The sequence below is a fragment of the Aureimonas mangrovi genome (assembly GCF_014058705.1).
Classification (GTDB): Bacteria; Pseudomonadota; Alphaproteobacteria; order Rhizobiales; family Rhizobiaceae; genus Aureimonas; species Aureimonas mangrovi.
This window is the reverse complement of sequence record NZ_CP059692.1, coordinates 3,378,801-3,399,158: the sequence shown is the minus strand read 5'-3', so window position 1 is coordinate 3,399,158 and position 20,358 is coordinate 3,378,801. Positions and strand designations below refer to the sequence as shown.

22 protein-coding genes are annotated in these 20,358 nt (G+C 67.1%); 13 read left to right on the top strand and 9 right to left on the bottom strand.

Going from position 1 to position 20,358, the window contains the following annotated elements; all coding sequences use genetic code 11:
• Positions 1–2: 2 nt before the first annotated feature.
• The 5 genes from H1343_RS16410 to H1343_RS16390 all read right to left on the bottom strand — a co-directional run bounded on the left by H1343_RS16410 (position 3) and on the right by H1343_RS16390 (position 6,244).
• Positions 3–833 carry a carbohydrate ABC transporter permease gene (locus H1343_RS16410; RefSeq protein WP_185983891.1) on the bottom strand — a complete coding sequence of 277 codons (831 nt, stop codon included), beginning with the start codon at positions 831–833 and terminating at the stop codon, positions 3–5.
• A 12-nt stretch (positions 834–845) separates the two neighbouring features.
• Positions 846–1,718 carry a carbohydrate ABC transporter permease gene (locus H1343_RS16405; RefSeq protein WP_185983890.1) on the bottom strand — a complete coding sequence of 291 codons (873 nt, stop codon included), beginning with the start codon at positions 1,716–1,718 and terminating at the stop codon, positions 846–848.
• A 97-nt stretch (positions 1,719–1,815) separates the two neighbouring features.
• On the bottom strand, positions 1,816–3,132 hold the full coding sequence (locus tag H1343_RS16400) for an ABC transporter substrate-binding protein (protein WP_185983889.1): 1,317 nt from the start codon (positions 3,130–3,132) through the stop codon (positions 1,816–1,818).
• A 130-nt stretch (positions 3,133–3,262) separates the two neighbouring features.
• Positions 3,263–4,228 (bottom strand): sugar-binding transcriptional regulator, encoded by a 966-nt coding sequence (locus H1343_RS16395; RefSeq protein ID WP_185983888.1) that lies wholly within the window; start codon positions 4,226–4,228, stop codon positions 3,263–3,265.
• 273 nt (positions 4,229–4,501) lie between these two features.
• The gene (locus tag H1343_RS16390) at positions 4,502–6,244 is read right to left on the bottom strand and encodes an ABC transporter ATP-binding protein (protein ID WP_185983887.1); all 1,743 of its coding nucleotides are present in this window, start codon (positions 6,242–6,244) and stop codon (positions 4,502–4,504) included.
• A 219-nt stretch (positions 6,245–6,463) separates the two neighbouring features.
• On the opposite strand from H1343_RS16390, the gene H1343_RS16385 reads away from it, so the two are divergent.
• From H1343_RS16385 to H1343_RS16360, 6 genes are all read left to right on the top strand, one after another.
• Complete coding sequence (locus H1343_RS16385) at positions 6,464–7,660, top strand: MFS transporter (protein WP_185985725.1); 1,197 nt, start codon at positions 6,464–6,466, stop codon at positions 7,658–7,660.
• A gap of 173 nt (positions 7,661–7,833) precedes the next feature.
• Positions 7,834–8,652, top strand: a complete 819-nt coding sequence (locus tag H1343_RS16380) for a ferredoxin--NADP reductase (protein ID WP_185983886.1) — start codon at positions 7,834–7,836, stop codon at positions 8,650–8,652.
• A 5-nt stretch (positions 8,653–8,657) separates the two neighbouring features.
• Positions 8,658–9,500 carry an alpha/beta hydrolase gene (locus H1343_RS16375; RefSeq protein ID WP_185983885.1) on the top strand — a complete coding sequence of 281 codons (843 nt, stop codon included), beginning with the start codon at positions 8,658–8,660 and terminating at the stop codon, positions 9,498–9,500.
• A gap of 41 nt (positions 9,501–9,541) precedes the next feature.
• On the top strand, positions 9,542–9,790 hold the full coding sequence (locus tag H1343_RS16370; RefSeq protein WP_185983884.1) for an Lrp/AsnC family transcriptional regulator: 249 nt from the start codon (positions 9,542–9,544) through the stop codon (positions 9,788–9,790).
• Positions 9,787–11,028 carry a kynureninase gene (kynU, locus tag H1343_RS16365; RefSeq protein WP_185983883.1) on the top strand — a complete coding sequence of 414 codons (1,242 nt, stop codon included), beginning with the start codon at positions 9,787–9,789 and terminating at the stop codon, positions 11,026–11,028. Before H1343_RS16370 ends, kynU begins: the two co-directional genes overlap by 4 nt.
• Positions 11,025–11,825 carry a dihydroneopterin aldolase gene (locus tag H1343_RS16360; RefSeq protein WP_185983882.1) on the top strand — a complete coding sequence of 267 codons (801 nt, stop codon included), beginning with the start codon at positions 11,025–11,027 and terminating at the stop codon, positions 11,823–11,825. The genes kynU and H1343_RS16360 overlap by 4 nt, the downstream gene beginning before the upstream one ends.
• 26 nt (positions 11,826–11,851) lie before the next feature.
• On the opposite strand, the gene H1343_RS16355 is transcribed toward H1343_RS16360, so the two are convergent.
• A complete protein-coding gene (locus tag H1343_RS16355) occupies positions 11,852–12,925 on the bottom strand; it encodes a tartrate dehydrogenase (RefSeq protein ID WP_185983881.1) in 1,074 nt (357 codons plus the stop codon).
• 61 nt (positions 12,926–12,986) lie between these two features.
• Entirely contained in the window at positions 12,987–13,967 is a 981-nt protein-coding gene (locus H1343_RS16350; protein ID WP_343048886.1) for a tripartite tricarboxylate transporter substrate-binding protein, read from the bottom strand.
• Positions 13,968–14,125: 158 nt separating this feature from the next.
• On the opposite strand from H1343_RS16350, the gene H1343_RS16345 reads away from it, so the two are divergent.
• The 6 genes from H1343_RS16345 to H1343_RS16320 all read left to right on the top strand — a co-directional run bounded on the left by H1343_RS16345 (position 14,126) and on the right by H1343_RS16320 (position 17,564).
• Positions 14,126–15,034 (top strand): LysR family transcriptional regulator, encoded by a 909-nt coding sequence (locus H1343_RS16345; RefSeq protein WP_185983880.1) that lies wholly within the window; start codon positions 14,126–14,128, stop codon positions 15,032–15,034.
• Positions 15,035–15,201: 167 nt separating this feature from the next.
• A complete protein-coding gene (locus H1343_RS16340) occupies positions 15,202–15,849 on the top strand; it encodes an amino acid kinase family protein (RefSeq protein ID WP_185983879.1) in 648 nt (215 codons plus the stop codon).
• 98 nt (positions 15,850–15,947) lie between these two features.
• A complete protein-coding gene (locus H1343_RS16335; RefSeq protein WP_246333166.1) occupies positions 15,948–16,697 on the top strand; it encodes an urease accessory protein UreD in 750 nt (249 codons plus the stop codon).
• 21 nt (positions 16,698–16,718) lie between these two features.
• Entirely contained in the window at positions 16,719–17,021 is a 303-nt protein-coding gene (locus H1343_RS16330; RefSeq protein WP_185983877.1) for an urease subunit gamma, read from the top strand.
• Positions 17,022–17,085: 64 nt separating this feature from the next.
• Positions 17,086–17,262 (top strand): hypothetical protein, encoded by a 177-nt coding sequence (locus H1343_RS16325; RefSeq protein WP_185983876.1) that lies wholly within the window; start codon positions 17,086–17,088, stop codon positions 17,260–17,262.
• The gene (locus H1343_RS16320; protein ID WP_185983875.1) at positions 17,259–17,564 is read left to right on the top strand and encodes an urease subunit beta; all 306 of its coding nucleotides are present in this window, start codon (positions 17,259–17,261) and stop codon (positions 17,562–17,564) included. Before H1343_RS16325 ends, H1343_RS16320 begins: the two co-directional genes overlap by 4 nt.
• A 4-nt stretch (positions 17,565–17,568) precedes the next feature.
• Here the strand turns inward: H1343_RS16320 and H1343_RS16315 are convergent, their stop codons facing one another.
• Together H1343_RS16315 and H1343_RS16310 are read right to left on the bottom strand one after the other, a co-directional pair.
• A complete protein-coding gene (locus tag H1343_RS16315; protein ID WP_185983874.1) occupies positions 17,569–18,069 on the bottom strand; it encodes a hypothetical protein in 501 nt (166 codons plus the stop codon).
• 47 nt (positions 18,070–18,116) lie between these two features.
• Positions 18,117–18,548 (bottom strand): hypothetical protein, encoded by a 432-nt coding sequence (locus H1343_RS16310; protein ID WP_185983873.1) that lies wholly within the window; start codon positions 18,546–18,548, stop codon positions 18,117–18,119.
• Positions 18,549–18,638: 90 nt separating this feature from the next.
• Between H1343_RS16310 and ureC the strand changes: the two genes are divergently transcribed.
• On the top strand, positions 18,639–20,351 hold the full coding sequence (ureC, locus tag H1343_RS16305; protein WP_185983872.1) for an urease subunit alpha: 1,713 nt from the start codon (positions 18,639–18,641) through the stop codon (positions 20,349–20,351).
• Positions 20,352–20,358 lie beyond the last annotated feature (7 nt).

Genomic DNA, 20,358 nt, shown 5'->3' with positions numbered 1-20,358 from the left:
CCTTACTTGACGGCGCCGAAGGTGAGACCGCGCACGAGCTGCTTCTGCGAGAACCAGCCGAGGATGAGGATCGGGGCGATCGCCATCGTCGAGGCGGCCGACAGCTTGGCGTAGAAATTGCCCTGCGGCGAGGAGAAGGACGCGATGAAGGCCGAGAGCGGCGCCGCGTTCGTGGTCGTGAGGTTCAGGGTCCAGAACGCCTCGTTCCAGGACAGGATCACGGACAGGAGAACCGTGGACGCGATGCCGGGCACGGCCATCGGTGCGAGCACCTGCGTCAGCTCCTTCATTAGCGACGCGCCGTCCATGCGCGCGGCCTCCAGGATCTCACCCGGAATCTCGCGGAAATAGGTGTAGAGCATCCACACCATGATTGGCAGGTTGATCAGAAACAGGACGAGGATCAGCCCGATCCGCGTGTCGAGAAGGCCGAAATCGCGGAACATCAGGTAGATCGGCACGAGGACGCCGACGGCCGGCAGCATCTTCGTCGACAGCATCCAGAGGAGGACGTCCTTGGTGCGCGGCGTCGGCGAGAAGGCCATCGCCCAGGCCGCGGGCACGGCGAAGATGAGGCCGATCAGCGTCGAGCCGAAGGCGAGCCATACCGAGTTCATCGCGAAGCGGAAGTAGTCGGAGCGCTCCTGGATCGCGACGTAGTTCTCCAGCGTCCAGTCGAAGAACACGAAGCGTGGCGGGATCGAGATCGCCTGAAGCTCGGTCTTGAAGGAGGTGAGCACCGTCCACAGGACGGGGAAGAAGATCAGGAGGCCGACGAACCACCCGAGGATGGTGAAGCCGATCTTGCGACGGGTGGAGACTGCGCGTGCCATCGTGTCTGCTCCTCAGGCGTCGAGGTTCTTGCCGATGAGGCGGATGAGGAAGAAGGCGACGATGTTAGCGAGGATCACCGCGACGATGCCGCCGGCCGATGCGCCGCCCACGTCGAACTGGAGGAGCGCCTGGGAGTAGACGAGGAAGGGGATGTTCGTCGTCTGGAGACCCGGCCCGCCGGAGGTCGTCACGTAGATCTCGGCGAAGATGGAAAGCAGGAAGATCGTCTGGATCAGGATCACCACCGTAATGGCGCGCGCCATGTGCGGCAGTGTGATGTAGCGGAAGATCGAGAAGGCGCCGGCACCGTCCATCTCGGCTGCCTCCTTCTGGTCCTCCGAGAGCGACTGCAGGCTCGTCAGGAGGATCAGCGTGGAGAAGGGCAGCCACTGCCACGCGACGATGATGATGACCGCAAGCAGCGGGGCGCTGGAAAACCAGTCGATCGCGCCGATGCCGACGAAGTTCAGGAACTGCCCGATGACACCGTAGACCGGGTTCATCATCAGGTTCGACCAGACGAGGGCGGCCACCGTCGGCATCACGAAGAAGGGCGCGATGACGAGAAGGCGCACGATCGTCACGCCGTAGAACACCTGATCGAGCATCAGCGCGAGAAGGATGCCGCCGCCCACGGTGATGACGAGCACGCCGAGGACGAGGACAAGCGTGTTCTGGAGGGCGGTGAAGAAGGCCGGATCGGACAGGAAGAACCGGTAGTTCATGATGCCGATGAACGGCGTCTCTCCGGGATTGAAGAGATTGTAGTTCAGTGTCGAGAAGTAGAGCGTCAGCGATAGCGGGACGATCATCCACAAGAGCAGCGCGATGACGGAAGGCGCCATCATCAGGCGGGCAGCCGATTTCGTATGGGTTGTCGCCATGCTGGTGGCTCCGTCGCGGACACGCCCTGACGGGCGAAGGTGCTGAGGGGAGAAAGGGCGCCTCGAGGGCGCCCTTTCGATCGCGCGGGGGCGGGGACTACTGTAGGTAGCCGCCGCGCGTCATCTCGCGCACCGCGCCCTGCTGGGCGGCGGCGAGCACCTGGTCGACGCTCATCGAGCCGGTGAGCGCGGCCGCCATCTGCTGGCCGACCGTGGTGCCGAGGCCCTGGAACTCCGGGATCGCGGCGAACTGCAGCCCGACATAGGGCTTGTCGTCCGTGATCGAGGGGTTGGCGTTCTCGATGGCGGTGAGCGTCGCCTGCGCGAAGGGCGCCTCGGTCATGTAGGTCTCGTTCTCGTAGAGCGAGGTGCGCGTGCCGGCCGGCACGTTCGCCCAGCCTTCGTTCTCGGCCACGAGTTCGAGATAGGCCTTGGACGTCGCCCACGAGATGAAGGTCTGCGCGGCCTCGGCGTTCTGCGAGGACGCGGGGATCGCGAGCGACCATGCCCAGAGCCAGTTGGCACCGTTGTTCGGGCAGTTCTCGATGCCGCAGGGGAACTGGGCGAAGCCGACGCTGTCGGCCACCTGGCTCTCATCCGGGTTGGAGACGAAGGAGGCTGCGATCGTGGCGTCCATCCACATCGCGCAGCGGCCCTGATTGAACAGCGTCAGGTTCTGGTTGAAGCCGTTCGAGGAAGCGCCCGGAGGGCCGACTTCGCGCATCAGCTCGACATACAGGCCGACCGCGTTGCGCCAGCCTTCGCTCTCGAACTGCGGCTGCCAGGAGCCGTCGAAGTAGTTGGCGCCGTAGGAGCGTGCCATGGCGCCGAGGAAGGCCATGTTCTCGCCCCAGCCGGCGAGACCGCGCAGGCAGATGCCGTAGACGTCGGGGTTCGCCTCATGGATCGTGCGGGCCGATTCGGCGATGAAGTCCCACGTCGGGTTCTCCGGCATCTCGATGCCGGCCGCCTCGAAGAGGTCGGTGCGATAGATGGTCATCGCGCTCTCGGCGTAGAAGGGTGCAGCATAGAGCGTGCCATCGGCGGAGAGCGCCTCGCGGATCGGCGGCAGGAGATCGTCGACGTCGTAGTCGTCGCCGAGATTGTCGAGCGGCGCCAGCCACTCGTTTCCGGCCCAGATCGGCGCTTCGTAGTTGCCGATCGTCATCACGTCGAACTGGCCGCCATTGGTGGCGATGTCGGTCGTGACGCGCTGGCGCAGAACGTTCTCCTCGAGCGTCACCCAGTTCAGGGCGATGTCCGGGTGCTGTTCGGTGAAGTCCTGCGTCAGCCCCTGCATGCGGATCATGTCGGAGTTGTTGACGGTGGCGATCGTCAGCGTCGTCTGCGCGCCGGCCACACCGGCCATCGCGAGAAGAGACGCCGCACCCGCCATGAGTGCGCGTTGAAACATTTTCGGATGGCCTCCCAGCTCAGTCATGGGCAATTGTTCAATGCGAGGGCAAATTCTCACCGAGAGGAGGCGCTGTCAAATGGATTGCGTGCCGCGACGCACCAGGAACTGCGTCTCTTTGAAGGATCGGTCAGGGCGATCCTGTGCCAAGAAGGCGCCTTGCGGTCCCTTCGTCGGTGACGAGACCGTTGACCAGATGTCCGAGAAGAGCGGCGCGGATCGCGGGTGTCTTGGCCGGGCCCATCGCCATCGCGATCACCTCCGTGCGCCGGGTGGAGGGCAGGGGGGCGCTCGAGACGCGGTCGTTGAACGCACAGTCGATGACCTGCCCGTGCGCATCGAAGACCCAGCCGACGATTTCGCCCGCACCGCCGGTCGAGACCAGCTCCGCGCACTCGCGCGTCGTCACGAAGCCGTCCTTCACGAGCGGCGCCTTCGGCCCGATCTCGCCGATGCCGACGAAAGCGACGTCCGCCTCCGCCGCGAGAGCCAGCGTGCGGCGAATCACTTTCTGCTCATGCAGGAGGGCGCGTTCGCTCGGCGAGGACACGACGAGCGGAAGCGGCATCGGATGGTGCGGCGCGCGGATCGTGTCGGCCATCGAGAAGATGACGTTGTAGATCGATGCCGAACCGTCGAGCGTGATGTTGGCCGTCAGCGAGACGATACGATGCTGGGGGCAGTCCATCGCCGGCAGATGCTCGATGGCCGCCTTCAGCGTGCGGCCGGTGCCGACGGCGATGATCGAGGGCTCCACCTGGCGCAGGCGCCGCTCCATCTGCCCGGCGCCCGCGAGTGCGATGCCGAGCGTCGTCGACGGGGAGCCGGGATCGGAGGGCACCACCTCGACTGTCTTGAGATCGAAGCGCTCGCGCAGGCGCTCGGCGAGGTCGAGACAGGCGGCGATCGGATGATCGATGCGCACTTTCACGAGCCCGGCGCTTACGGAGAGCGAAACGAGCCGCTGCGCGCTCTGGCGCGAGATGTCGAGCGTGCGGGCGATCTCGTCCTGCGTCTTGCCGGCGACGTAATAGAGCCAGCCGGCACGTGCCGCATCGTCCAGCCTCGCAGCCTCGTCTTGTCGTGTCCTCCCCATCGCCTCCACCCCGCCGTCGTGTCGCGCGATTTGTCGCGCAGGGCGAAGCGGCCCGCAAGCAGCGGATGGACGGACCGACCCATGCGCGCGTGACAGCGGCATGACTCAGTTATCGCATTTCTGCATGGCGCCTATGCGTTGGGCGCTCTTCCGGTCAGCGCAGAAAACAGGCATAAGAGTCCTGCAAACGTTTCCTCCCAAACTTTGCATCTCTTAAAACCCGCTCGGTCCTCCCCCGAGCGGGTTTTTTCTTGCTCGCTACAGGTCTGCGCCCTACTCGGCCGCCGCTGGCTGGTCCTCGTAGACGCCGTCCTGTGCCCGCACGAGCCGCTGGTACGGCCCAGGCCGCGCGATCAGCTCGGCATGGCTGCCGACCTCGGCGATCTGCCCACCCGACATCACCGCGATGCGATCCGCATGGCGGATCGTCGACAGGCGATGCGCGATGATCAGCGTCGTGCGGCCCCTGGCGAGTTCGGCAAGCGAGGCCTGGATGGCACGCTCGGTCTCGGTGTCGAGCGCCGACGTCGCCTCGTCGAGGATGAGGATCGCGGGGTCCTTCAAGAACATGCGTGCGATCGACAGACGCTGCTTCTGGCCGCCGGAGAGCTTGACGCCGCGTTCCCCGACGATCGTGTCGAGGCCCTGCGGCAAAGCCGCGACGGTTTCCGTCAGACGCGCGCGCTCCACGGCGGAGACGATGTCGGCTTCGCTCGCATCGAGCCGGCCATAGGCGATGTTCTCGCGCACCGTGCCGCCGAACAGGAACACGTCCTGCTGCACGATGCCGATCTGCCGGCGCAGCGACGCAAGGCTCACCTCGCGGATGTCGGTGCCGTCGATGCGGATCGCGCCGGCCTCGACGTCATAGAAGCGCGGAACCAGCGAGCAGATCGTGGTCTTGCCCGCGCCGGAGGGGCCGACGAAGGCCAGCGTCTCGCCGGGCGCGACCTGAAGGTCGATACCCTTGAGAACCGGCGCGCCCGGCGTATAGCCGAAGGATACGCCCTCGAAGGCGATGGCGCCGCGCACGTCCCCGAGATCGCGCGCGCCGGGCGCGTCCATGATGTCGGGCGCGGTGTCGAGGAACTCGGTGTAGCGCCGGAAGCCGGCGATGCCCTTCGGATAGGTCTCGATCACCGCCGCGATCTTCTCCACCGGACGGAAGAAGACGTTCACGAGGAGAAGGAAGCCGACGAAGCCGCCATAGGAGAGGTCGTCCTGGATCACGTACCAGGTGCCGGCCACCATCACGATCACTTGCGTAAGACGCATCGACAGGTAGTTCAGCGACTGGCTGACGGCCATGATGCGGTAGGCATCGAGCTTGCGGGCGCGGTAGCCGGCGTTGTTTTCGGCGAACAGGGCGCGCTCGTGCTCCTCGTTGGCGAAGGCCTTCACCACGCGGATGCCGCCGACATTCTCCTCGATGCGGGCGTTGAAGTCGCCGACCGAGCCATAGATCGCGCGCCAGGTGTCCGTCATGCGCTGGCCGTAGCGCGCCGTCAGCCAGGTTCCGATCGGCACCACGACGCCGGTGATCAGGGCCAGTTCCGTGTGGACCGAGAGCATCAGCGCGAAGGCGCCGAGGAAGGTCATCACCGCGATGAAGAGGTCTTCCGGTCCGTGATGGGCGACCTCGCCGATCTCCTCGAGATCCTTCGTCAGCCGCCCGACGAGATGGCCCGTCTTGACGTTGTCGAAGAAGCCGAAGGACAGCTTCTGGAGATGGTCGAAGGCCCGGCGCCGCATCTCGGTCTCGATGTTGATGCCGAGCATGTGCCCCCAGTAGGTCACGACGGCCATCAGCCCGGTGTTGAGCACGTAGACGAGAAGCAGACCCACGGAGGCCAGGAGGATCAGCGTCCACTGGCCCGAGGGCAGGAGGTTGTCGACGAAGACCTTCACCGCGATCGGGAAGGCGAGTTCCAGAAGCCCGGCGACGACGGCGCAGCCGAAGTCGAGGAAGAAGAGCCCGCGCCAGGGGGAATAGTAGGCGAAGAAGCGCGCGAGCATGGGGCAGGCTTTCGGAACGGGCGTCAGAAATTCGCCTTGCCGGTATTATCGCTGACCAGGGGTGTCAACTTTCCCGGCAGGCGAGAGAGGTGCGAAACGATTGTAAGTGCCGCTGACGATGGACGCTTCGCGAAGGGTGTTGTACGGCCTTTCGACAAAACCATTGCAGGAAGGCGCGCCACGGCGCGTTGACGGGTTCGCGCGGTGAGCCAGACGACCATGCAGGCGGGGCAGACGGCACCCGAAAAGACGACGCTGATGGTGCTTCTGGCCCTCAGCCTCTGCCATCTCCTCAACGACACGATCCAGTCGCTTCTCCCGGCGCTCTATCCGGTGCTGCAGGAGAACTACGCGCTGACCTTCACGCAGATCGGCATCCTGCACTTCACCTTCCAGGTGACGGCCTCGCTGCTGCAGCCGGCGGTGGGCTTCGTGACGGACAGGAAGCCGCGCTTCCGGCTGCTGACGCTCGGCATGTTCTTCTCGCTCGTCGGGTTGATGATCCTCGCCGGCGCTCATGCCTACTGGGTGCTGCTTCTGGCTGCGGCCTGCGTCGGCCTCGGCTCCTCGATCTTCCACCCGGACGCTTCACGCGTCGCGCGGGTCGCCTCGGGCGGCCGCTATGGCTTCGCGCAGTCTCTGTTCCAGGTCGGCGGCAATGCGGGCACGGCGCTCGGGCCGCTTTTAGCAGCCTACATCGTCCTGCCGCTCGGCCAGCCGAGCGTCGCCTGGTTTGGCGCGCTGGCGCTCCTCGGCATGATCGTGCTCTGGCACGTGGGAAGCTGGGCGAAGGCGCGGCATCTGGAGCAGGCCGCGCGCAAGGCCACGGCATCGGTCGCGGCGCTGCCCCTGCCGCGCGGCCGCGTCCTCTACGCCATCGCGATCCTCGCGATCCTGACCTTCTCCAAGCAGGTCTACACGGTCAGCCTGTCGAGCTTCTACACCTTCTACCTGATCGAGACCTTCGACGTTTCGATCCGCCAGTCGCAGATCCTCTTGTTCCTGTTCCTCGGCGCCGCCGCGGTCGGTACGCTCGCGGGCGGCCCTCTGACGGACAAGATCGGCCGCAAGGCGGTGATCTGGTTCTCTATCGTGGGCGCTCTGCCGTTCACGCTGGCGCTTCCCTATGTCGACCTCTTCTGGACGGCTGCGCTCTCCGTGGTGATCGGCTTCGTGATCTCCTCGGCCTTCTCGGCCATCGTCGTCTTCGCGCAGGAACTGGTGCCCGGCCGCGTCGGGCTGATCGCGGGCATCTTCTTCGGCTTCGCCTTCGGCATGGGCGGCATCGCCGCCGCCGTCCTCGGGGCGATCGCCGATGCGCATGGGATTCGCACGGTGTTCGTGATCTGCGCCTTCCTGCCATTCCTGGGGCTTCTCACGGTGCTCCTGCCGAAGGAGAGCGACATCCGCAGCTAAGCCGAAATCTTATTCCACGAGGCGGGCGCAGCGCGAAACGCGCGGCCTCGACGCGGGGCGCGGGTTGCGGCAAACCTGCCTGTCTGTCGGCCCGTCTTTTCGCGAGGCCATCCGCTCTCTATGTTCGCGCCGGCCCGAGTGCCCGCCGTCCGAGACAAACCGCAAGGCCAGCCATGAACGTGACCGTCGAAGCGCGACAGACCGAGAACGCCTTCCCGATCCCCGCCAACGTCTTCGCCGAGACGGTGACAGAGGTGCGGCACTACACCGACAGCCTGTTCATGTTCCGCATGACGCGCCCGGCGAGCTTCCGCTTCCGCACCGGCGAGTTCGCGATGATCGGCCTGCCGAACGCCGAGAAGCCGGTCTTCCGCGCCTACTCGATCGCCAGCCCGGCCTGGGACGAGGAACTGGAGTTCTTCTCCATCAAGGTGCCCGGCGGCCCGCTGACGGAACATCTGCAGAAGATCCAGGTCGGCGACACGGTGCTGATGCGCAAGAAGCCGACGGGCACACTGGTGCTCGACGCGCTGGTGCCCGGCCGGCGACTCTATCTTTTCTCCACCGGCACGGGCGTCGCGCCGTTTGCCGGCATCATCCGCGACCCGGAGACCTACGAGAAGTTCGAGGAGGTGATCCTCACGCAGACGACCCGCACCCTCGATGAACTGCGCTACGGGCAGGACCTCGTGGCGGCGGTGAAGTCCGACGAGATCCTGTCTGAGATCGTCGGCGACAAGCTGCGCTTCCTCGGCGCGGCGACGCGCGAGGGAGAGCCGAGGGGCGAGCGCATCACCACCATGATCGAGAACGGGCGCCTTGCCGCCGAACTCGGCGTGCCGGCGCTCGACCCCGCGACAGACCGCGCGATGATCTGCGGTTCGATGGCCATGCTCAAGGACACTGCCGCGCTTCTGGAGGCTGCCGCCTTCGAGGAGGGCGCCAACTCCAAGCCCGGCACCTACGTCGTCGAGCGCGCTTTCGTGGACTGATTACGATGACCGGGCGCTCGCCGATCCTCGACTTCGATGCCGCCTATGCGAACGGCGCTTCGATCGCAGGCGGCGAGGCCTATCCGGCGCGCTGGCGCGAGAAGGCCGCCGCCTTCCGCGAGGCGATGGCCGCGCGCGGGCGCCTGGAGCGCGACATTCCCTACGGCGCCGGCGAGCGCCAGCGCTACGACCTCTTTCAGCCCGAGGGCGCGCCGCAGGGGCTCGTCGTCTTCGTGCATGGCGGCTACTGGAAGGCCTTCGACAAGTCCGACTGGTCGCATCTGGCGCGTGGTGCGCTGGAGCGTGGCCACGCCTTCGCGATCCCCGGCTACACGCTCGCCCCGCAGGCGCGCATCGGGGCCATCGTGCGAGAGATCGGCGCTTTTCTCGATCATGCGGGCGCACGCGTCGATGGGCCGATCCGCCTCACCGGCCATTCGGCCGGCGGTCATATCGTCGCGCGTCTGGCGAGCGGGGCCTCGCCGCTCTCATCGGCAACGCAGCGCAGGATTGCTGCCGTCGTGCCGATCAGCGGCGTCCACGATCTGCGCCCGCTGATGCGCACGGCGATGAACGACGTCCTGCGCATCGACGCGGCGGAGGCGCTGGCCGAAAGCCCCGCGCTCCTTGCGCCCGCGCTCGACTGCGCGGTCACGGTGGCGGTCGGCGCCGGGGAGCTGGCCGAGTTCCGGCGCCAATCGGCGCTCCTCGCCAACGTCTGGCACGGGCTCGGCGGGCGGGTCGAGCTGATCGAGCTGGAAGGGCGGCACCATTTCGACGTGATCGACGATCTGGAGGATGCCACAAGCCGCCTGTCGCGCGTTTTGACGGGGACCCCACCGCGCTGATAGGGACGCGCGACGTCAAGCATGTCGCCGCCGAGGGCCCGATGAAAGCGATTTTCGTGCAGTTCAAATGCCGCCCCGGTGCGGCCTATGCCGTGGCCGACCGTATCGCCGAGACGGTCGAGGAAATCTCCGAAATTCATTCGACCTCGGGCCATTACGACCTTCTGGCCAAGTTCTACCTCCCCGACGAGGCCGATATCGGGCACTTCGTCACCGAGCGCCTGCAGACGGCCGAGGGCGTAGTGGACACCTTCACCACCGTCGCCTTCAAGGCCTTCGGACGGGCATGAGCGCCTTTCACGAGCGGGCGGCCGCGCTGGATGCGGCCGATCCGTTGGCCGGGCGGCGCGAACTTTTCGTGCTGCCGGAGGGGCTCGTCTATCTCGACGGCAATTCGCTCGGCGCGCTGACGAAGGGTGCGAAGGCGCGGGTCGCGAAGGCGGTCGAGGAGGAGTGGGGGCGGGGCCTCATCTCCTCGTGGAACGATGCCGGCTGGGTCGATCTTCCGGCGCGCGTCGGTGCGAAGATCGCGGCGCTGGTCGGCGCCGATCCCGGCCATGTCGTCGCCTGCGATTCGACCTCGGTGAACCTCTTCAAGGTGCTGGCCGCCGCGCTCGCCCTGCGGCCCGGCCGGCGCGTCATCGTCTCCGAGCGCGCCAACTTCCCGACCGATCTCTACATGGTCGAGGGCCTTTCGGCGCTCCTTTCGCAGGGCCACGAATTGCGGCTGATCGAGACCGAGGCCGAGGCGCACGAAGCGCTCGGACCGGACGTCGCCGTGTTGATGCTGACCCACGTGAACTACCGCACCGGGGCGATGTTCGACATGAAGGGGCTGACGCAGGCGGCTCACGACGCGGGTGCGCTGGCGATCTGGGACCTCGCCCATTCGGCGGGCGCGGTGCCGCTCGACCTCGCCGGCGCCGGCGCCGATTTCGCCGTGGGCTGCGGGTACAAATATCTGAACGGCGGCCCGGGCGCGCCCGCCTTCCTCTATGTCGCGCCGGAGCATCTGGCGCAGGCGCGCCAACCGCTCTCCGGCTGGTTCGGCCACAAGGCGCCCTTCGCCTTCGTGCCGGGATTCGAGCCAGCCGACGGCATCGCGAAGTTCCTGACCGGCACGCCGTCCGTTCTAGCGATGAGCGCGCTGGACGCCGCGCTCGACGCCTTCAAGGGGCTCGAGATGGCGACGGTGCGCGGCAAGTCGGTGGTGCTGTGCGACCTGTTCGTCGAGGCGGTGGAGGCGTCCTGCTCCAGGCTGGGGCTGACGCTCGCCAGCCCGCGCGAGGCGGCGGCGCGCGGCAGCCAGATCTCCTTCGCGCACGAGAACGCCTATGCGGTGATGCAGGCATTGATCGAAGCGCGCGTCGTCGGCGATTTCCGCGCGCCCGATCTCCTGCGCTTCGGCTTCACGCCGCTCTATACGCGCTTTGCGGATGTCCTGGCCGCGGCCGACGCGCTGGCGGAAATCCTGCGCACCGAGCGATGGCGCGAGGAACGCTTCCAGACACGCCGGGCCGTGACGTGAGCGAGCGCACGCGCTTCGTTGCGCTGGCCGAGACGGCCGGCGAAGCCGAGCGCGCGCTCGCGGCGGGGGCCGATCTGGCGCCGCTGCGCGGCGATCGCCGCTGGCTCGAAGATCTGGGCTTCGTGCGTCACGATGCGAGCGCCGCGCTCGCCGCAGCCAACGCGCACGGCGTCCTCGTCGACACCGGCCCCGGACGGCTCTTCGATGTCTTCGGTTACGGCGAACTGGAAGCCCTGGCTCGCGACGCCATGGGTCGGGACCAGCAGATCGCCTTCGCCGGCGCGCTGGAAGGGCCGGACGTGCCCCGCCTCGTTCCGCTGCATCCCGCGTTCCTCGTCTTCGACACGGCCTTGCGCGGCGCGGACGGTGCTTTCGATGCCGAAGCGTGCCGCGCCATCGCGGCGCTGTTCGTCGAGCCGCAGCGCCCGGCCGATCTGGCCGCTGCCGTCCCGGACAAGGTCTTCATCCGCGATTTCGTGCAGGAGATGGCACTCGGCGCCTATGCCGCCGAGCGCGGCCGCCGCCAGCGCGTGCGCTTTTCCATCGAGGCCGAACTCGCGCCGGTCGCAGGCCCACGCGCGATGGGCGACGTCTATTCCTACGACCGGATGATGGATGCCGTGCGCGCCATCGCGGCCGGCCGGCATGAGGCTTTCGTCGAGACGCTTGCAGAAGATCTCGCGGCGACGCTTCTCGCCGACGAGAGGCTTCTTGCGGTGACGGTTCGCGTCGAGAAGCTCGATCTCGGCCCCGGCGCGGCCGGCGTCGAGATTCGCCGCGAGGCCGGTCGCCGCTGATCGACGACACGGCCGCATCGATCGGCCTAGATGTTGGAGCCCCGGATCGCGTCGCAGACCGCGTCGGTGACCTCCTTCGTCGTCGCCGTTCCGCCAACGTCCGGCGTTCGCACGCCGTCGCCCGTCACCTTCTCGACAGCCTGCATGAGCCGGGATGCAGCGGCGTCCTCCCCGAGATGTTCGAGCATCTGCGCCGCCGTCCAGAACGTCGCGACGGGGTTCGCGATGCCCTTGCCGGTGATGTCGAAGGCGGAACCGTGAATGGGTTCGAACATCGAGGGAAAACGGCGCTCCGGATCGATATTGGCGGTCGGCGCGACGCCCAGGCTGCCCGCGAGCGCACCCGCAAGGTCGGACAGGATGTCGGCGTGCAGATTGGTGGCGACGATCGTGTCGAGGCTCTTCGGTTTCAGCGTCATGCGCACCGTCATCGCGTCGACCAGCATCTTGTCCCAGGTCACGTCGGGGAATTCCAGCGCGACCTCCGCGGCGATCTCGTCCCACATCACCATGCCGTGACGCTGGGCATTCGATTTCGTCACGACGGTGAGGAACTTGCGCGGGCGCGCCTGCGCCAGCCGGAACGCGTATCGCATGATGCGCGTGACCCCGGCGCGCGTGAAGATGGCGACCTCGGTTCCGACCTCCTCCGGCAGGCCCTTGTGCGCACGGCCGCCGTGCCCGGAATACTCGCCTTCCGAATTCTCCCGCACGATCACCCAGTCGAGATCGCCCGGACCGACGCCCGCGAGCGGCGAGGCGATGCCCGGCAGGATCTTGGTCGGCCGGACATTGGCGTATTGGTCGAACCCCTGGCAGATCGGCAGGCGCAGGCCCCAGAGGGTCACGTGATCGGGCACGTCCGGCGCGCCGACGGCGCCGAAGAAGATGGCGTCGAAGGCGCGGAGCTGGTCGGTGCCGTCGACGGGCATCATCGCGCCGGTCTTCTTGTAGTGGCCCGAGCCCCAGTCGAACTCCGTCACGTCGAGTTTGAACGATCTCTCGCGCCGCTCGAGCGCCTCCAGCGCCTGAAGGCCGGCGGCGATGACCTCGGGTCCGATGCCGTCGGCGGGGATCGCCGCGATCTTGTACTGCTTCACATTCGCATCCTTGAAGCGATGGGGCCGGGACGATCCCGCGCCCGTCGGGATTGGGGCGGGATCACTGGGCCGTCGGCGCGGTGAACTGTCCGATAAGCTGCGTCCAGCGCTCGACCTCCGAGCGGAACAGCGTGTCGAGAGCGTCGGGCGTCGCCTGACCGTCTGCGACCGGCACGGTGCCGAGCTGCGCGAAACGATCGATCACCGTCTCATCGTGCAGCGCCGTCACCAACGCTTCCGACAGTTTCTGCCGCACGTCCTCGGGCGTACCCTTCGGTGCCCACAAAGCATGCCAGGCCGTGATCTCGAAATTGTCGATGCCGCTTTCGGCCACCGTCGGCAGATCAGGGAAGAGCGGCACCCGCTCGCGGGTCGTGACGGCAAAGCCCTTGATCGCGCCCGTCTCGATGTTGCCCGCCGTGTTGGTCGTCTGGTCGCACATCAGGTCGATCTGGCCGCCGAGAAGGTCGGTCATCGCCGGGCCGGTGCCGGGGTAGGGGACGACGACCATCTCGGTGTCGAGCGCGTTCGACAGAAGCATGCCGCACAGATCGGAGACCGAACCCACTCCGGCAGTCCCGAAGGTCATCGTGTCGCCGTCCTCGCGCAAGGCGGTCAGCAACTGATCGATGTCGTTCGCGGGGAGATCCTGACGAGCGACCATCGTCAGCGGGACCTCGGTGATCAGGCCGACCGAATCGAACGCGTCGATCGGCTGGTACGGCAGGTCCGGATAAAGAGCGGCGAAGGTTGCGACGCCGACATGATAAAGGAGCAGGGTATAGCCGTCGGCTTCGGCGCGCGCAGCGGCGCCTGATCCGAGCGAGCCGCCCGCACCGCCCTGGTTCTCGACCAGAACCTGCTGGCCGAGCGTCGAGCTCATCGACTGGGCAACGAGGCGAGCCACCGTATCACTGGGGCCGCCCGCCGCCGCAGGCACGATGATCGTGATGGGCCGGTTCGGATAGGCGTCCTGTGCGAGAGCCACACCCGCTGACTGCAACATCGTGGCTGCGAACGCAGCCGTCAAAAGTCTCGACACGAATTCCTCCCAGGGTAGCGGCCACTCCACGTCGACAGCCGTGCGACGCCCGGAGATCCAGCCTGCGATGTCGCTCCCTCGACATCCCCACCGAACCTACGATTGAGATCGAACCTTCGAAAGATTGTCAGGATTATATTATCTGGTAATATAATGGCATGGACGTCCGCCAGCTCCGATGTGTCGTCACCGTCGCCGAGGAACTTCACTTCGGGCGGGCTGCGCGGCGTCTCGACATTCTGCCGTCAGCGCTCGGGAGGCTGGTGCGCTTGCTCGAGGACGAGCTTGGCGTGCCGCTGTTCGAGCGCACGACCAGAACCGTTTCATTGACGCCGGAAGGACAGGAGTTCGCGGCTGAGGCCCGGCACATTCTCGACAACCTCGAATCCCTCGCCGGGCGGTTTCGACGCGAGGGCAGGGTCTCGCATCGTCCCGTCCGGCTGGGCGCCATCGACAGCGCCGCTGCGGGGCTCGTTCCCGAGCTGCTTGCCGAATTGCGCTCGACGCGGCCGTCGACGACCGTGATCCTGACCGAGGACAAATCGATCCGGCTGCTTCCCAAACTCCTGTCGGGAAGTCTGGACTTGGCGATCGTCCGCCCGGGTGCGGCGCCGAACCCTCGGCTGACATCGATGCATCTCCTGTACGAGACGCCTGTCGTGGCGATTCACGGCGATCATCCGCTGGCGGGCAAGGAGCGCTTGACGGTGACCGACATCGCGGAGTTGCCCATGATCGTGCCTGAACGCCGTTCGCGCCCGCACAGTCACGATCTGACGATCAAGCTGTTCGAGGAGGCGGGGCTCGTGCCGACGATCGCGCAGATCGCGGAAGAGAAGCAGACGATCCTCAACATGGTGGCGGCCGGGATCGGAGCCGCCATCGTACCGCGGTGGTCGTCGCGCCTTGTGCAGTCCGGCGTCGCTTTCCGCAAACTGTCGGACATCTCGGACACGCAATCGCGTCGCCTGCCGCTCGCCCTCGTCTGGCAGAAGAACGTGCGCGATGGGGATCGGGATCGGCTGGCGGATGTCCTTCAGACCCTGGTCGGTCGCCTCGCCGCGTAATGCGATAGCCGGAGTGAAACTGGCTCATGCAAAGGACTGCAAGGCGCCACGGCTGCTGCGCTGCGGCGACGAAAGTTCGGAACCCTGAGGGCTGGTCAAACTTGTCGGAATGGTGGCATTGTCGCGGCGCGCCTTCGACAGGCCAGTGTAGCGTAGGAATGTTTCGGATGGACGGTATCCTCATCGTCAAGTTCGGCGGAAGCTCGGTCTCGCCGCCCGACCTCGTTCGCTGGGTGCGTGCCCTGGAGGAGAGCGATCGCCCGTTGGTGCTCGTGCCGGGAGGCGGCCCATTCGCCGATACCGTGCGCCAGTATCAGAGCCAGGTCGGCTTCGACGACGACGCGGCCCACCACATGGCGATCCTTGCGATGGAGCAGTTCGGACGGGCGCTCGTCAGCCTCGGCGATAAGCTGCTGCCCTGCGCGACTGAGGAAGCGATTTCCTCCGCGTTAGCTGAAGGCCGTATTCCCGTCTGGATGCCGACGAAGCTCGTCCTGCGGGCGTGCGAGATCGGTCGCGACTGGTCGACGACGTCCGACAGTCTCGCCGCGTGGCTCGCCGGGCGCTTTCCCGGCGCGACGCTTTGCCTGATCAAGCCGATCGACCTCCCCGAGGGTCGAGACATCGCCGCGATCTCTGCGGCGGGCGTGGTCGATTCGTCCTTCGAGCATCTCCTGCATCCCGCAACGCGTGTTCACTTCGCGGGCCCGGCTGATCTCGCGCTCGCCGGCAAGCGGCTGGCGGCCGGCATCGTGCCCGGCCGCGAGGTTGCGACCGGACACGGCGACGAGCTGATCGGCGAGGCCGCGCAATAAACGTTGCTGCGCAGCGCTCGATGAGCGCCGTTCCCGAAAGCTCCTCTGCCATTCCCCTCCAACGCGCGCGGGGGCGGGCCGCCCTACGCGTTCATCCTGTGGATGGCGCCACGCGGATCGACCGCCTGCATCAGGCGGGGTGCCTCAAACTGCGCTTCCCGAGGCTTCTCGCGAGCCCGACCCGCGAGGCGGTCATCGTCAACACGGCCGGCGGGCTCGCTGGCGGTGACGAGCTCGACCAGTCCTTCGAGATCGCCGAGGGCGCCGCGCTGACGGTGACGACGCAGGCCTGCGAGCGCGTCTATCGCTCACTGGACGTTGCAGCCGAGGTTTCGACGCGGCTGCGCATCGCCCCAGGCGCGCGCCTCGCCTATCTGCCGCAGGAGACGATCCTCTTCGACGGCGGGCGGATCGATCGGCGGCTCGATGTGGACGCCGCCGCCGGCAGCGGCTTCCTCCTCTGCGAAAGCGTCATCCTGGGGCGCACGGCGATGGGCGAGAGCGTGTGCGAGGGGCTCCTGCGCGATCGCTGGCGCGTTCGCATCGACGGACGGCTCGTCTTCGCGGATGAACTGCGCTTCGCAGGCGAGATCGCGCGGCATGTCGCACAGCGAGCTTCGCTGAATGGCGGGCGGGCCTTCGCGACGATCCTGCTTGCAGACCTTGAAGGCACGGCGCCTCTCGGCGCGTTGCGCGACACTCTGGGTGAGGGTGGCGGGGCTAGCCGCGTCGGCGGTGTCGTCGTTGCGCGTCTGGTCGCCTCCGATGGGCTTGGGCTGCGTCGCCGGCTTGTGCCAGCGCTTTCCCTGCTGGCGCAGGATGCGCTTCCGCGTCTATGGTCGTCGTGATGCAATGCGAAAGGATGGGCGATGCAGTTGACCCCGCGCGAGAAGGACAAGCTCCTCGTCGCCATGGCCGCGAACGTCGCACGCCGCCGCCTGGAGCGCGGCGTGAAGCTCAATCATCCCGAAGCCATCGCCCTGGTCACGGATTTCGTCGTGGAGGGCGCGCGCGACGGGCGAAGCGTTGCCGACCTGATGGAAGCCGGCGCCCATGTCGTGGGCCGCGACCAGGTGATGGAGGGCATCGCCGAGATGATCCATGACGTCCAGGTGGAGGCGACGTTTCCGGATGGCACCAAGCTCGTCACGGTGCATGAGCCGATCCGCTGAGAAAATCGGAACGAAGCAGAAGGCGCTGCTCATCGCGCGCCGCTCAACGGAGGAAAAGAGGGGCATGACGAAACCGACGTCCATCGCCGCGGCCGTCGTCCTGGCGACGAGCGCGCCTGCCATGGCCCATCTCGACCTGGGCGACGACGGGTCCTTCGTGGCCGGCTTGACCCATCCGGTCTTATGCGCGCTCGGCGCGGCGCCGGCCGTGATCGGTCTGTCCCTGACGGTGCCGGCGTGATCCCCGGCGAAGTCCTGCCGGCGGCAGGCGAAATCGAGCTGAATGTCGGGGCCGCGTCCCTCGAGATCGAAGTGGCAAACACCGGGGATCGCCCGGTTCAGGTCGGCTCACATTATCACTTTGCCGAGACGAATGCGGCGCTGTCGTTCGACCGCGCCGCCGCGCGGGGAATGCGGCTCGATATCGCGGCCGGAACCGCGGTGCGGTTCGAGCCCGGCCAGAGACGTTCGGTCACGCTGGTACCGATCGGCGGCGAGCGCCGGGTTTTCGGCTTCAACGGGAAGGTGATGGGAGCGCTTTGAGCGCTCAGCGCCCGTCGGGCTTGGGCGTTGCGCTCGGGCCGGCGCCCAGAGCGCCGCGAATGGCGCCGGGATCCACGGCGATCGGAGCGCGCGGAATGTTATAGAGGCGGTCGGGCCCGGTTCCTGCCGTGCTCTGATAGTTGTCAACGCCCGCGGCTGTTCCCGAGCCGCCGGAGCTGGTTCCGACGAAGGAGCTCGCCGATCCCGGATTGCCCGAGCGTGCGATCGAATCGGCATTCAGCGGGCTGATGGTTCCGGAACCTTCGGTGGCGCGCTGTTCCGTCGTCGCGGCACCACCGCCTGCGGCACCGCCCGTCCCGCCGATCGCGGCGCCGCCCATCGAGCCGCCCGCGTCTCCTGGGGTCGACCCGCCGCCCATGGACGAACTCGCGCCGACGCCGCCCGAGCTGCCGCCGCCGACGCTGTTGGAAAGCTGTGCCACCGCTGGAGCGGCCAGAATGGCCGCCGTCGCGGCTACTGTGAGGAAAAGCTTCGCGCGGAGCATGTCTGCTCTCCTGTCGGATGACATCCTTCTTGCGCCGTCAACGCGCCTCACCCGCCGTCGTTCCGGCGGATCGCGCGCGGCGCCCCGAGACGGGGCCGCGTCACTTCGCTCGACCCGATGGCCGCAGGGCCGGACCGGGAGAAGGTTCCCGCTCTCGCCGGGTCCAGACGCGATTGTCCCTCGAAGGCGCGCATTTCGGTCGAGGGGGCGGCGCGCGGAGTTGGAATGACCGGCCAGAGGTGACTGTCGTCGTAGTCCCGACCCCATGACCGCTCTTCCACCGTGTCTCCGAAGACGTCCGGATTGGCGATGCGCGGCGAGAGCGGCGCCGACGGTGGGCCGATGCGCTGGCCGGACATGGACGAGCCCACCACCGTGCCGGGCGGCCCGGCTTCGAAGGGCTGGGCGAGCGCGGCGAGCGGCGGACTGGCAGCGAGTGCCAGAGCGAGTGCGGCAAGGGTTCGCGAGATCGTATGCATCCCTCCAATGTGGGGTCTTTGCCGACTTGGCGGAAGACAAGCCTTCGCGATCATGGCTAGATGGCCGCGCCTGAAAGACCGGAGATGCCCATGCCCGCGCGAATTGCCCGCTCCACCTACGCCGCGATGTACGGACCGACGGTCGGGGACAGGGTCCGCCTTGCCGACACCGAACTCTTCATCGAGGTGGAGAAGGATTTCACCACCTATGGCGAGGAGGTGAAGTTCGGCGGCGGCAAGGTGATCCGCGACGGCATGGGCCAGTCGCAGCGCTCGCGGGCCGAGGGCGCCGTCGACACCGTCATCACCAATGCGCTGATCGTCGACCACACCGGCATCTACAAGGCCGATGTCGGCCTCAAGGACGGCCGCATCCACGCGATCGGCAAGGCCGGCAATCCGGACACGCAGCCGGGCGTGACCATCGTCGTCGGGCCGGGCACCGAGGCGATCGCCGGCGAGGGCAAGATCCTGACGGCCGGCGGCGTCGACAGTCACATCCACTTCATCTGCCCGCAGCAGATCGAGGAAGCCCTCTTCTCGGGCGTCACCTGCATGATCGGCGGCGGCACCGGCCCGGCGCACGGCACGCTCGCCACCACCTGCACGCCGGGGCCGTGGCACATGGCGCGCATGCTGCAGGCGCTGGACGCCTTCCCGATGAACTTCGTCCTGTCCGGCAAGGGTAACGCCTCGCAGCCCGCGGCGCTCGAGGAGATGATCCGGGGCGGCGCCGGCGCGCTCAAGCTGCACGAGGACTGGGGCACGACGCCCGCCGCGATCGACTGCTGCCTGAGCGTTGCGGACGACTTCGACGTACAGGTGATGATCCACACCGACACGCTCAACGAGAGCGGCTTCGTCGAGGACACGGTCGGGGCCTTCAAGGGGCGCACGATCCACGCCTTCCACACCGAGGGCGCCGGCGGCGGTCATGCGCCGGACATCATCAAGGTCTGCGGCCTGCCGAACGTGCTGCCCGGCTCCACCAACCCGACGCGCCCCTACACGGTGAACACGCTGGAGGAGCATCTCGACATGCTCATGGTGTGCCACCACCTCGACCCGTCGATTCCGGAAGACATCGCCTTCGCCGAAAGCCGCATCCGCAAGGAGACGATCGCTGCCGAGGATATCCTGCACGACATCGGAGCCTTCTCGATCGTCGCCTCGGACAGTCAGGCGATGGGCCGCGTCGGCGAGGTCATCATCCGCACCTTCCAGACCGCCGACAAAATGAAGCGCCAGCGCGGGCGCCTTGCGCAGGAGAGCGGCGACAACGACAATTTCCGCGTCCGCCGCTACATCGCCAAGGTCACGATCAACCCGGCAATCGCGCAGGGGCTTTCGAAGGAGATCGGTTCGGTGGAGGTCGGCAAACGCGCCGATCTCGTGCTGTGGGATCCTGCCTTCTTCGGCGTCAAGCCGATGATGGTGCTCCTCGGCGGCACGATCGTCGCCGCGCCGATGGGCGATCCGAACGCCTCGATCCCGACGCCGCAGCCGGTGCATTACAGGCCGATGTTCGGCGCTTTCGGCAAGGCCGTGGGTGCGTCGGGCGTGTCCTTCGTCTCGAAGGCGGCGATCGATGATGGCCTGCGCGGACGCCTCGGCTGCGAGAAGGACTTCCTGCCGGTGGAGAACACGCGCGGCGGCATCTCCAAGGCCTCGATGCTTCTGAATGATGCGACGCCGCAGATCGAGGTCAATCCGGAGACCTACGAGGTGCGTGCCGACGGCGAACTCCTGACCTGCGAGCCCGCCACCGTCCTGCCGATGGCACAGCGCTACTTCCTGTTCTAGATTAGGC